The sequence below is a fragment of the Pseudomonadota bacterium genome (assembly GCA_037200975.1).
Lineage (GTDB): Bacteria > Pseudomonadota > Gammaproteobacteria > Steroidobacterales > Steroidobacteraceae > CADEED01.
Genome location: JBBCGI010000001.1, coordinates 646551 through 659420 on the forward strand (window position 1 = coordinate 646551; position 12870 = coordinate 659420).

Consider the following 12870-nt stretch of genomic DNA (forward strand, 5'->3'; position numbering starts at 1 on the left):
CGACCACGTGATGCCATGGCGTCTTGCAGGAAGTAAGACTCACATTGGATGGATGACTGTTCCCCGGCGAAGGCTTGCCCCGGACAGCATGGAAAAGGACCTAACGAAATGCAGTATCGCCAATATCAGAACTCGCACCGGCACTCCGAAGTCCGCACTCGCATGAATCCAGTCGGGTCCGCGCTCGTGATGGCCGGGCTGTTGCTGGGAGCGGGTGGGCTCGCGCAGGCACAATCGGCGCTGCCGCGCATGACGATCGACCAGATGCAGTACAGCGGCGCGTTCCGGATCCCATCGGGCACCTATGGCAGCTCTAGTGCTAACTACTCGTACGCGGCGATCGGTTACAACTCGACTCGTAAGTCGATCTACCTGGCCGGCAACGAGAAAGAAGGCGCAATCGCCGAATTCGCCGTTCCGGAAATAGTGAACAGCACGCGGCTGGCGGACCTCAAGACTGCCGGCGCTCCGCTACAGGCTTTCACCAACGTCGTGAACAAGGCCTCCATCGACATGGGCCAGGGCATCCGCATCAGCGGCATTTTCTATTCCGCCGGAAAGTTGCTCGTGAACGTCTACCGCTTTTACGACCTAGGGCCCTTCCTGACAAAGCAGGCGCTGATACTCTCGAACGCGTCGGATCTCAAGGGGTCGTCAACCGGTGGGTACATCAGCACGGCGGGCGACTCTGCGGCCGCTGGCTGGATTTCACCGATTCCGGCTGAAATGCAGTCCATGCTCGGTGGCACTCATATGTGTGGGTTCACTACCAGCACGAACCGCGCGCTAGCTTACAACTCGAGCGAAGGGCCGGCAGCCTATTCGTTCAACCCGGTTGCGGCAATGGCCAACAATGCAAGCAGCATCTCCACCACCCAGCTAATGCGATTCACGTTGGACAACGGTATGGTCACCCGCGATCAGCTGTACAACAACGATCACACAAACAAGCTTTGGACCTTCATCTCGGAAGGGTCGTTCGGCATGATCATGCCGGGCACCCGGACTTACATGGTGCTCGGCGGATCTGGTGGTCATGAAAGCGGAATCGCGTATGGCGATCCACCGTACGGCGGCTATAAGGGCTATTACGCGCTCGACCAGAAAGACAACTACCCGTACTACTGGCTCTTTGACGTCAACGATTTTGACAAAGTACGCAAAGGGCAGATGCAGGCCAGCGCAATCAAGCCCTATGCCGCTGGCAAATTCGCTGTCCCGTTCACTTCGGGAACTTCGTGGAATCCGGTCGCCGGCGGCAGCTATGACGAGACGACTGGTACTCTCTATCTCTCCGTGTACAAGGCTGATACCCAGAGCGGCGGAAATACGCCTGTGATCGTGACATATAAGGTCGGAGCAGCCCAAGCGAGACCGTTGCCGCCTACGAACACCACGGCGCAATAGCCTCTAACCGTCCCCCACCCGCACGCCGCCGGTTGCGCGCTGCCAACCGGCGGCAGTTTTTTGTCAGGCGAAATTGCGCACCGTAATTCTCGATTCATCGAGGCTTGCGAAGTGGGCGCTTGGCGCAAAGCGATCGATGAACGTCGCCGTCATTAGTCCCGTAGCGTAGTGAGACCGCGACATTCCTCTTCAGCCCAAGCCTTCTGAAAGGTCGCCTGCCCGGCCCGCTCAAGCGGAAATTCCGGCGGAACTGCGTATCGATTTCCCCGATTTGTCGCCTTTCGCGCGTGCGCTGTCGTGACGCGGGTGCAATACTTCCCGCCGCGGTCACCTTAGCCTTTTTGCGATGGCCGTCCGGTTCGCGAATGACCATCGACAATATTGCCAAGCTCTTGCACGCAGGGCTGATCCTCATATCGGTCCTGTACTACGCACTTCCCGCCAAGGCGCGGAGACCTGCGGCCCGCCGTCCAGGCACGAGATCGCAGGAGTGATTACCGACGTCTTGGCTCTTTTACTGCTCGTCCTATTTGCAGTGTTGGGCCTTCGGCAACCGTACGTGGCCCTAAGCGGCGTGATCTGGGCCGACCTTTACAAGCCGCAGCTGCTTTCCCAGTCGTTCCTGTTCGACCGCCCAATTTCCATGATCATGACTGCGCTCTTTGCGCTCAGCATGCTCATCAACTTTCGAGATCTGCGCTGGCCGAAACACATGTTGTACGTGTTCATGGTCGCCGCATTCATGGCGTGGATCACGCTGACGACTTTCTTATCGCAATTCCCAGCTGCGGCGTGGTTCAAGTGGGACGCAGCGTTCAAGACGATCTTGCTCGCGTACTTCATCCCCTTCGTGCTTGCTAAGCGCGAACATCTCGAACTGTTTCTGTGGACCGTCATATCGACGATGGGATTCTTCTTTTTTGTCGCGGGAGTCAAATCGCTATTCGGTGGCGGTGGATACGGCGTCTCCCTCGTCAGCGACAACGAAGGCGTAATGTGGAACGAAGGCAGTACGCTTGCGACGCAAGCAATCGCGGCCATCCCGCTATTCTATTACGCAGCACAGCATTCCTTGCTGGCAAAGAAGATTCCCACGCTCAAGTTCATCCTATTCGGACTCGCGGTTTCCGGCGTGCTGCTGCTGATCGGAACTCAAGCGCGCACCGGCTTGGTCGCGTTACTGGCCTTGGTTCTGCTCGCACTGCGCTACTCGCGCTCGCGTGGCACCATCATCGCTATGTGCATTGCCGCGCCATTGTTTGCGACGCCGTTCGTGCCGCAGACATGGATCGAGCGAATGACCACGATTACGAACACACAGCAGGAATCCTCTGCCCAGGGCCGAGTCGCGGTGTGGCGCTGGACACTGGACTACGTCAACAACGAACACCCGGTGGCGGGCGGTGGCTTCAATTCCTATTTCGCGAATGCGGGGAAACTCGGCAAATACGCGAAAGAAGGTGAAGTCGTGATCGAGAACAAATCCGGCAAGGCTTTCCACAACATCTTCTTCGAGGTATTGGGTGAACACGGATATGTCGGACTTGTCCTGTTCGTCATCATCGTGGGTCACACCCTGCTGTTGAGCCGGCGGATTTCGAAGGACGAGACCCGGGAACCGTGGCTGCGCGCATTCGGACTGTGTGCGTTCATGTCGACGGCGGTGTACTGCGTCGGCGGACTTTTCATCGGTGTCGCGTTCTATCCGTGGCTGTACTACATGTACGGCCTCGTAGTGGCACTCTCCGGTGTGGCCGCGCCCTTCACGCCGGACAGCAAAGCGCCTGCCTCGGGCAAACCGGCGCGGCCCATCCGGCGAGCGTCGGCGCGCGGATCCGCGACTTCTCCCGCGTCATGAACTACCTGACGTCCCTGCGCGGCATCGCGGCGCTTCTCGTGGTCCTGTTCCACGTAAAGCTGTACTTCATGGACAGCGCATTCACGCGTGCGATCACGCCGATGTTGAGTCATGGATATCTCGCGGTTGATTTCTTCCTCGTACTAAGCGGCTTCATCATGGCGTTCAAGTACCACGATAACTTTCGCGATGCGGTCTGCCCCAACGCCGCCGACTTCCTCGCCAAACGCGTCGCGCGCGTATTCCCGTTGCACGCCTTCGTGATGATTGTCTACCTGTCGGTCCCACTGACCTTGTACGTCACTGGTCGCGAGATCGATCCGAATCAGTTCGGCGCATACCAGTACTTCTGCAAATTCCTACTGATCGACCTGTGGACGTTCGACCAGATCAGCTGGAAGAGCTGGAACGTGCCGTCCTGGACGATCAGCGCCGAACTACTGGCGTACCTATTTTTTCCACTGGTGATGTTCGGATTTCAACGGCTGCACAAACATGCCGTGCCGGTCATCCTAGGTGGAGCAGCCCTGTTGCTGGCGTTCAACTACCAGAGCCGCGGTTGTCCCACGCTCGGCCAATGCATCGGCCAACTCGGGTTGTTCCGCTGCCTGATCGAGTTCGCGCTAGGCGTTGGCGTCTACCTGCTGTACCGCCACACCCGCGGCGCCACCGCGCGCCTGTTCTGCATTTTCACGCTGGCGGCTCTTGCTGTGTACGTTGCTCTGGCTGTGTCGCCGATCCCGAACTACTGGTATGTGCCCGCGATGTTTGCCGCGTTGCTGTACGGCATGCTGGGGTTCCGCAGCTTTGTTCACCGCTTTCTCGAGCTCAAGGCTCTGGTCTTCCTCGGGGACATTTCCTACTCGGTGTACCTCACACACCTGCTGATCGCCGAGGTCTTCTTCCGGGTATTCGTACCGGCCGGTCAGGCGGTCGCGAGCTGGTGGCTCATCGGCGGCTATCTGATGACCAGTCTTGTGTTCTCGACGCTGACGTACCGCCTGGTCGAGAAACCCTCACGCCGCCGTGTCTACGACCTGCTCACGGGCAAACGAACCTCCGCTGCGGCTACGTTGGACTAGTTGGGCTCCGGCTCGGGCTTTCGGCGCCGCTCGTCCGCTTCCACAATGACAACATCATGAGTCCCCACAGGAACACGCTGTGGTCGCGCGCCGCACCCTGGTGCTCCTGCCACATGGTTCGCACTACCTTGTCGTCGAGCACGCCGCCGAACGGCCGTGACGAATCGAACAGCAATGATTCGGCCATCGGCCGCAGATCGCCGCGCAGCCACTTCGCCGCGGGGATCGAGAAACCCTGTTTCGGCTTGTTGCGCACTTCTTCGGGCAACCGGCGCGCGGCCAGTTCGCGCAGCGGAAGTTTGCCCGCGCGGCCGCGCACCTTGAGCTTATCCGGCAGCCGTACACCGAACTCGATGAGCCGGTAGTCGAGCAACGGGCAACGCACTTCGAGCGAGTGGGCCATGCTCATGCGGTCGGCCTTCACCAGCACGTCGTCGGTCATGTAGAATTGGATGTCCGCGTTCTGGCTGCGGGCGAGCGGCGTACGCGCGTCGCTGCCGGTGTAGAACGGCAGCACCACTTCCATCGGCGTAAAACCCTTGAGAGACCTCGCGAACTCCGGCGCATACAACGCGCTGCGCGCATCGCTGCGCAGCCACACCAGATCGCGGTAGTAAGCCTCGGCGTCCGAAACGCTGAGGTTCTCGAAAATGGTCTTGAGCCGCAGCGGCTGCGGCAGGCGCGCCGACCCGGGCCATACCGCGCCAAGCGCACCGAACAGCGGGCCGCGCAGCACGGCAGGCAATACACTCCGTACGCGCGACTCGAACATGTGCGGCACGTAGCGGAAGGTGTAGCCGCCGAAACTCTCGTCGCCGCCGTCGCCGGACAACGCCACCGTGACGTTGCGGCGCGCCATCTCGCACACATACCAGGTCGGGATGGCGCTCGAGTCGGCCAGCGGCTCGTCGAAATGCCAGGAGATCTTCTCGAGGACCTCGGTGGCGTTCGGCTGCACCACGAATTCGTGATGGTCGGTCTTCAGGTGCCGCGCGATCTCGCCGGCGGTCGACAACTCGTTGAACTCGCGATCGTCGAAGCCGATGGAGTTCGTCACGACCTGGCGGCCCGAGATCTTCGCCATCGATGACACCACGAGCGACGAGTCGAGGCCGCCCGACAGGAACGCGCCGAGCGGCACTTCGCTCATGAGCCGGCAGCGCACCGCCTCATCCAGCAAAGCCTCGAACTCATCGGTCGCCGCGGCAAGCGTCATGGACCGCGGCTCGCCGATCGCGAGCTTCCAGTACTGGTGCTCCCGTTCGGCGGAGGCGCTGACCGTCAGGTGCCGTGCCGCCCGCAGTTTCTTCACGGCCTTGTAGATAGTCTTCGGCGCCGGGATGTAGCCGAACGAGAAATAACAATCGAGCGCTTCTGGGTCGGTTTCATCCGGCATGCCGCCGCCGGCGCGGAGGGCCTTCAACTCGGAGGCGAACGCGATGTACGAGCCCTTGCGGTAGTAGTAAAGCGGCTTTTTGCCGACGCGATCGCGGCCCAGCAGCAACGTCTGCGTGCGCGCATCCCAGATCGCGAGCGCGAACATGCCATTCAACTGCCCGATGCACTCTGCGCCCCACTCGAGATACCCGACGACGATGACCTCGGTATCCGAATGTGTGCGGAACTGGTGACCGCGCGCTTCGAGCTCGCGGCGCAGCTCGAGGTAGTTATAGATCTCGCCGTTGAAGACGATTTGCACCTGGTCCTGCGCGACGCCGATCGGCTGCTGGCCGGCAGCCACGTCGATGATCGCAAGCCGGCGGTGGCCCAGCGCCGCGTGACCGTCGACGAAGAAACCGGCGCCGTCAGGCCCGCGGTGCTGAATGATGGTGGTCATGCGCTCGATGCGCGCGCGGGCCGCCTCTTGCGCGTGGCCTGCGAAGTCGACGAATCCTGCTATTCCACACATGGGTTGTTGATGCTCTCAGACTGGCTGCGCGAGCATTTCGCGATACAGGTCGCGGTAATGATCGAGCATGCGCGAAAACAGGAAACGCTCGTGGAAGCGGCGTCGGCCGGCTGCGGCATGCCGCTGCCGCAAGGTCTCGTCACGGGCGGCCTCGTGGATCGCGCCAGCGAGTGCCGCGGCGTCATCGGAAGGCACGACCCATCCGGTCTCACCCGCGGTGACGATCTCGGGATTGCCACCGACCGCGGTCACCGCCACCGGCACTCCCGCGGACATGGCCTCCAGCAACGCCATCGAAGTGCCCTCGCTGAAACTCGACAGCACGAATAGGTCCATGCACTGCGCGAGCTGACGCGCGTCGTCCCGATAGCCGGTGAGCGTCATTCGCGCCCCCAGCGCAAGCTCGGCCACCAGGGCGCGGATGCGTGCCATCTCGGGCCCGTCGCCGACCAGCAGGCCGCGCACGCGAGTATCCCGCTGCATGACGGTCGCGAGGCTGCGGACCAGCATCGGCAGATTCTTGATCGAGTCGAAACGGCCGACGGTACCGACGACGAACTCATCTGGCGCGATGCCGAAAGTCGCGCGCAGTTCGGCGCGGACTTCCGCGCCGAGTTCGACCGGCGGCGTGACGCCGTTGTAGATCACGCGGATCCGCGCGGCATCGAGCCCTTCGTAGACTTCGAGCCGTTGCCGCACGTCTTCCGACACGGCGACGAACCGGTGCGTCAGCGGACGGATCATGGCGCGATTCACCACTGCGCGTTTCCGGTTGCGGACTTCGGGATAGAAGCGCCCGTGCTCCTCGAGCAGCAGCCGCGGCGCGCCGTAGCCCAGCCGGGCCAGCGCCGAATAAAACCACGGGGTGCACTGGTGCGCATGCACGAGGCGCGTACCTGCGGCCCGGAACAGCTTCGCGAGTTTGCGCGGCATCGACAGGTCCATGCCCGGCCGCCGCCACACGCAGTGCACGGGAATACCTTCGGCGCGTAGCGCCTGTCCCCACGAACCCGGCTCGTCGAGGCAGATCACCGAAAGGTCGAACTCGCGCGCAAACACGCGGCTCATGTCGACCACCAGCCGCTCCGTGCCGCCGGGGTTCAACGCATTCACGACATAGGTGATCGCTTGCGACATTGCGCTCAGGCGCTCATGAGCTTGCGGTACAGGTTCTCGATGGTGCGGGTGCGATGCGCGAAGCTGAAATCCGTTTCGACCGTCGTGCGCGCCTGCCGCGCGAGACGTTCGCGCAGGGTCTTGTCGTTCAGCATGCGATCGATGCCCGCGGCCAGCGCCACCGAATCCTGCGCCGGAACCAGCAAGGCTTCCTTCTGATCGGTCACCGCTTCCTTCACGCCGTCCACGTCGGTCGACACGATCGGCACTTCCATCGCCATCGCTTCGAGCACGGTGTTCGGCAACCCTTCGCGCGTCGACGACAACACGTACAGGTCCATCAACGAGAACACCTTGCGCACGTCGTGGAAGTGGCCCATGAAGATCACGCGTTTGTCGACCTCGAGTTCCACCGCCAGTTGCTTGAGCTCCGCTTCGAGCTCGCCCTTGCCCGCGATGACGAAATACAGGTCGGGCTGCTTCCGCAACAGGATCTGCGCGGCGCGCAACAGGTTCGGATAATCCTTCTCGCCGTTGAGACGGCCGACCGCGCCGACGACGGTCGCGCCAGGCGGGATGCCGAGCTGCGCGCGGAACTGCGCATCTTCGCTGCCCGTGCGGCGGAAATACTTCGAGTCGATGGCATTGCGGATCCACATCATTTTCTTCGGATCGACACCGTATTTGCTGATGATGTCGCGCATCGTGTCCGACACCATCAACACGAGGTCGTAACGCTTGAGCAGCCGCAGATCGAGCTGGTCGTACAGGTAACGCACGCGCCAGTTCTTCGACGCCCAGAAGAATTTGAAACTCGCGAGCGGACCGTGCGCGGTCGTGACCAGCTTCATCTTGTGGTATCGCGAGACGATCAGGCCATAGAGGTCCGACTTGTAGCAATGCGCGTGGAAGATGTCGATCTTCTGGTCGCGGCACAATTTGAGCAGCTTGCGGATCGCGCCGATGTCGAACTTCGACGTCTCGTCGATCGTGAAGAAGGATTTGACCCCGAGCTTCTGCGCACGCTCGTGCAGGTCGAACTCCGGATCGTCCTTGCTCTTGAGGTACGCGACCGACATGTTGAAATGTTCGTGATCCGTCTCCATCGCGGAGAACAGGATGGTCTTCTCCGGACCGCCGCCGCCACCGCGGCAACTGCGGACATCGAGAACGTTGATCTTCTTTTGCTCGCTCATGCGTTGCTTGCCTTGCTGAATTCGACGGTAGACGGACGTTCGGCGAGACCGAGGGTCTCGATCCACGCCGTGGTGCGCCGGATGGCTTCGGGGAAACTCACCGGCGTCGTGAACTGGAAAGTGTCGGCGAACTTCTTCACCGGCAGTTTGTGGCCGACGCGCTGCAGGTGCCACAACTCGCGGTCGACGCCCACCTGCGTCGCGTACGCGGTCGCGTGCCGGTCGAAGCTGTACGCACCTTCGAGGCGCGCGCGAATCGCAGCCTTGAGGCCGTCCGGAATGTGCACCTTGAGCTTGTGATAGAGCGCATTGACGGGGCCCAGCGACTGGACCGCATCGATATAGGCGCCGGTCGACCACGGAAACTTCTCGCCGCTGATTACCGGCAGCCGCGCGGGATCGCATCCGAGCGCACCGCCGAGCGCGTCGTAGAACTCGCGCCAGGTGACGCGCTCCGCGTCACCGGCGTTGTAGAAACCGGCGACGGCGCCCTTCGCATCACACGCGGCGCGGATCATCGCCACGAGGTTCGCGATGTAGACGCCGTTGAAGACGTGTTTGCCGCCGTCGACGAGGAAACTCGATTTGCGCGCGAGTGAGCGCGCGAAGCCCTGCGTGTGCGGCGAACGCACGCCCCAGACGATGCCGGGGCGCAGCACGACGACTTCGAGATTCGTATGTTTCTGCGCGCGCAGCCAGCGCTCGGATTCGGCCTTGGCGCGCGCGTACGGCATCCAGAGTTTGTCGAGCGGCGGCGCATCGTCGTCGATGGGTTTTTCGACGTCGCCGTACACCACGGCCGAACTCAGGTGCACGAAACGCGGCACACCGGCCGTGCGGCAGGCGTTGTAGATAGCCTCGGTCGAGGCGACGATGCCGGCCGGCGGCCCCGTCGTCACATTGACGACCACGGCGGCGCCCGTGAAAGCCTTCACGAGCGCAGCTTCGCGCGTCGCGTCGGCGATGCGGACATCCACCGCGTCCCCGAAGCGGCAGAACCCGGCCATGTTGCGATAGCTGCGGATGACGGCGCGGAAATCCGTGTTGCCGCTCAATACCAGCGACTCGATGAGACTCGTGCCGACGAACCCGCCGGCACCCACGATGGCGATGGTGTTCATCGCGCGCTCCCGTGCAGCTGCGCCGCGGCGGCTCGTTCACGCGGCGTCAGCCACGGCTCCGGCAGCGGCGCGGCCTTCGACAGCGCCTGCTCGATGAGCCGGATGCAGGCGGCTCCACTGGCGCCGTCGACCGCGGGCTGTTCGCCAAGTTCGATGGCGCGCAGCATCTGCACGACTTGGCACAGGATCGCATCGGCGTAGCTGAGCGGCACGATGCGCCTCGGAGAAGTCTTGTCGAGATCCGCCGGGAAGGAGATATCAACGGTTTGGGGCACGAACGCGCCGCGTCGCCCGACCGCGAGCTGGTCGAATCGGTCGATGCGCAGCACCGCCTCGGCTGACGAGCCGATGACGCGCAGCTCGTTGACGAGCGGCACATCCCAGGAAAGATTGAGCGTGCCGCCGCAGTCGGCCGACTCGAGGCGCATCGCGACATTCGTTTCGACGCCACCCGCCACGTCGTCCGCGTATTCCTGCGCGGACAATTCGCCGAACACGGACTGCAGGAAATCGAGCGCGTGCGTACCGATGTCGAACAACACCCCCGCGCCGCCCTTGGCGCGCGGCTTGAACGCGGCCGGCGTCGTCACGGCCCACTCGAACTTGTGGCCTTCGCGGTATTCGAACGACTGCAGGTTGCCGAGCGCGTTCGTGCGCACCAGTTCGCGCAGCTTCGCGAAGGCGGGGAAATAGCGGCGGATCATGCCGATGGCGAGGATCTTGTTGGCGGCCCGCGCCGACTCGAGCATGCGTTGGCATTCGGCGGTCGAGCTCGCCATCGGTTTTTCGCACAACACGTGACTGCCGTGCGCGAAGGCCATCTCGGTCTGCGCGCAATGCAGGTGCGGCGGCGTGAGCACGAGCGTGAGCTGAGGCTGCGCTGCGCGGCAAGCCTCCTCGAGCGTCGTGAAATGCCGCGCGCCGGCGAAGGCCGGCAACATCGCGGCCGCATGCCCGGCGGCCGGATCGACCAGGCCGACGACTTCGATCAGCTTCTGCTTGGCCAATTGCGCCAGCGGCTTGCGATACAACCGCTGCGCCACCGCGCCGCAACCCACGACTATGGTCCGGACACTCATACGATCACTTGTCTCCAAAAAGAATTTCGGCGAACCGCGCGGCCTTCGCATCCCACCCTTCGTTCGCGATGCGCGCGCGCGCATCGGCTTGTGCGCGCGGCAGCGGCGTGCCGAGGCGCGCCAGCACCTGCGACGCGAACTGCTCCGCGCCGTCGGCGACATCCATGCAATCTTCCCAGCCCGCCACCGCGGGCAGGCGGGTCACGACCACCGGCCGGTCGGTCGCGAGGTATTCCTTGAGCTTGAGCGGCTGCATCGCGCGCGTCACCGGCAGGTCCGCGTACGGCATCGCGAGCACCGCCGCTTCGCGCGCCAGCGCCGGCAGATCCGCGTATTCGGCCGAGCCCAGCAAACGCACGCGCGGCAGCTTCGTCAGCCGCGGATCGGGATCCTGTTGCGGCCCGACGATCGCGATGCTGCCCGCGGTCATGCGCCGGTCGAGCGCCGCGAGCGCGTCGACATCCATGCGCCGGTCGACGAGTCCCCAATACAGCACGATCGGCCGCGGCAGATCCGCGAGCAACTTCGCCGTGCCGCCCGTGCCCGTCCAGGTGCGCAGGTCGATGCCGTGTGTCACCACCTGGGATTCCCGGCCCATCTTTGCGATACGCGCGGAGAGATTGTCGCCCGCCGTGACGATGCGATCCGCGCGCGTCACGAAATCCTGCTCCATCGCCTGCAGCGGCGCGGAGTCGAGCCCCGGCCAGGCGGAAAAATCGTCCACGCAATAATAGACCCAGCGTTTCGCTTCGACGCTTGCCGGCAGATCCGCGGTGATCGGCAAGGCACTCAGGACAACCGCGTGTTCCAGACCGGCCACCTTGGTTTTCAGGTAGTTCGACAGCAGGCGCGCGTTCAACCGGCGCTGCCATGGCGAGCGGAAGCCCGGATACATGCGCGGGTTGTGCACCACGGGCGCGGCAACACCTGCAGGTTGCTGCGATTCCTTCGCTGGACGCGACCCCCACTGCATCAGTTTCTGAGCGCCCCTGCGCATGAGTTCGACATCGAAGGACAGACCGCGGGTGCCGATCGTATTGATCCAGGCCACGTCGCAGGACCCGAGCAGCTCGCGCACCAGGTGCTGACAGCTGGACGGATGGCGGCCCCAATCATCGGCAAACACCACCAGTCGCCGGTCGCTGCGCGGCGATCCCAACTCATCCCGGGCCAAGTAAGACTCCCTGCGGGCATCCGGACGCTGGTGCCCTGCTTCCACAAGCCCGCATAAATGCCGGTTCTGGCGTGCGCGCGCCATCCCTTTACGGGCGGGCATGCGCGGATTCGTGAACTGGCCCCAGTCAGGCTGCAAAAGTTCACATAAAAAACTTGAAATTTCCGTGACTTGCGTGAGGGATTCACGGTTTCAGCCGGACCGGCAGACGGCGCGGGAGCGCGTTGCGGGAGCCGCGCCGGAACCCGCGCGTGGGGCGCGTTTTCGCGCCCTCAGGCAAGCGATCGAAGGACCTGTGCGGGGTTGCCGCCGATCACGCTGCGCCCCGCCATCGCCTTCACGATCACGGCCCCGGCCGACACGATGGAGCCTTCACCCACGTCGGCCAGGATCACGGCGGCCTCGCCGATCCAGCAACCGGCGCCGATCGTGACGGTGTCATAACGCGCCTCGGCCACGATGCCGCCCGATTCGCCGAAATGCTGGCGCTTGCCGCTCGGGATGCTCACGCGACTGCCCATCATCACGCCGCTGCCGAGGTTTGCATGGCCGATCACGCAGTAGGAACCCATCGACACATTGGCCGCCAGAACGGCGCCGCGATGCGTGAACACCGAGCCGAAGCCGATGGACGTTTCCCAGCTGCAGTCCGCGAGCGTCGCCCAGTAGAACGCGCCGCGCAGCTTCACGCCGGGTGGCCCGGGCATCGGTGCGAGTAGTTGGGCGCAGGTCAGGAACACGGCCTCACCGCGCGTGAGCACCGATTCGAGCCAGGTGATGAGGATGAGCGGCGAGACGACCAGCGCGGCCAGCGCGAACACCGCGGCCTTCACGGCACGGCGCAGGAGGCCGCCGGCGGGCTTGGGGTTGCTCTCGTTCTGGGGGACGCTGGTTTCGTCGGCGTTCGCGGCCATGTTCGTTCGCTCTC

General features: G+C 63.4%; 10 protein-coding genes. 3 read left to right on the plus strand and 7 right to left on the minus strand.

Annotated features, from left to right (window positions below; genetic code table 11):
• Positions 1–108: 108 nt before the first annotated feature.
• The 3 genes from WDO72_02860 to WDO72_02870 all read left to right on the plus strand — a co-directional run bounded on the left by WDO72_02860 (position 109) and on the right by WDO72_02870 (position 4347).
• Positions 109–1407 (plus strand): hypothetical protein, encoded by a 1299-nt coding sequence (locus tag WDO72_02860; protein ID MEJ0084601.1) that lies wholly within the window; start codon positions 109–111, stop codon positions 1405–1407.
• 490 nt (positions 1408–1897) lie between these two features.
• Positions 1898–3265 carry a putative O-glycosylation ligase, exosortase A system-associated gene (locus WDO72_02865; GenBank protein MEJ0084602.1) on the plus strand — a complete coding sequence of 456 codons (1368 nt, stop codon included), beginning with the start codon at positions 1898–1900 and terminating at the stop codon, positions 3263–3265.
• Positions 3262–4347 carry an acyltransferase gene (locus tag WDO72_02870; GenBank protein MEJ0084603.1) on the plus strand — a complete coding sequence of 362 codons (1086 nt, stop codon included), beginning with the start codon at positions 3262–3264 and terminating at the stop codon, positions 4345–4347. The genes WDO72_02865 and WDO72_02870 overlap by 4 nt, the downstream gene beginning before the upstream one ends.
• On the opposite strand, the gene asnB is transcribed toward WDO72_02870, so the two are convergent.
• The 7 genes from asnB to WDO72_02905 form a co-directional block, all read right to left on the minus strand.
• Positions 4334–6256 carry an asparagine synthase (glutamine-hydrolyzing) gene (gene asnB / locus WDO72_02875; protein MEJ0084604.1) on the minus strand — a complete coding sequence of 641 codons (1923 nt, stop codon included), beginning with the start codon at positions 6254–6256 and terminating at the stop codon, positions 4334–4336. The two genes, WDO72_02870 and asnB, sit on opposite strands and share 14 nt — an antisense overlap.
• Positions 6257–6271: 15 nt before the next feature.
• Positions 6272–7393 (minus strand): glycosyltransferase, encoded by a 1122-nt coding sequence (locus tag WDO72_02880; GenBank protein MEJ0084605.1) that lies wholly within the window; start codon positions 7391–7393, stop codon positions 6272–6274.
• Positions 7394–7398: 5 nt separating this feature from the next.
• Positions 7399–8568: a glycosyltransferase gene (locus WDO72_02885; GenBank protein MEJ0084606.1), complete on the minus strand. Its 1170-nt coding sequence runs from the start codon at positions 8566–8568 to the stop codon at positions 7399–7401.
• Positions 8565–9689 carry an NAD(P)-dependent oxidoreductase gene (locus WDO72_02890; GenBank protein MEJ0084607.1) on the minus strand — a complete coding sequence of 375 codons (1125 nt, stop codon included), beginning with the start codon at positions 9687–9689 and terminating at the stop codon, positions 8565–8567. Before WDO72_02890 ends, WDO72_02885 begins: the two co-directional genes overlap by 4 nt.
• Positions 9686–10768 (minus strand): Gfo/Idh/MocA family oxidoreductase, encoded by a 1083-nt coding sequence (locus WDO72_02895; protein ID MEJ0084608.1) that lies wholly within the window; start codon positions 10766–10768, stop codon positions 9686–9688. The genes WDO72_02890 and WDO72_02895 overlap by 4 nt, the downstream gene beginning before the upstream one ends.
• A gap of 4 nt (positions 10769–10772) precedes the next feature.
• Positions 10773–11942, minus strand: a complete 1170-nt coding sequence (locus WDO72_02900; protein ID MEJ0084609.1) for a glycosyltransferase — start codon at positions 11940–11942, stop codon at positions 10773–10775.
• Between the two features lie 272 nt (positions 11943–12214).
• Positions 12215–12856 carry an acyltransferase gene (locus WDO72_02905; protein MEJ0084610.1) on the minus strand — a complete coding sequence of 214 codons (642 nt, stop codon included), beginning with the start codon at positions 12854–12856 and terminating at the stop codon, positions 12215–12217.
• Between the last annotated feature and the right edge of the window lie 14 nt (positions 12857–12870).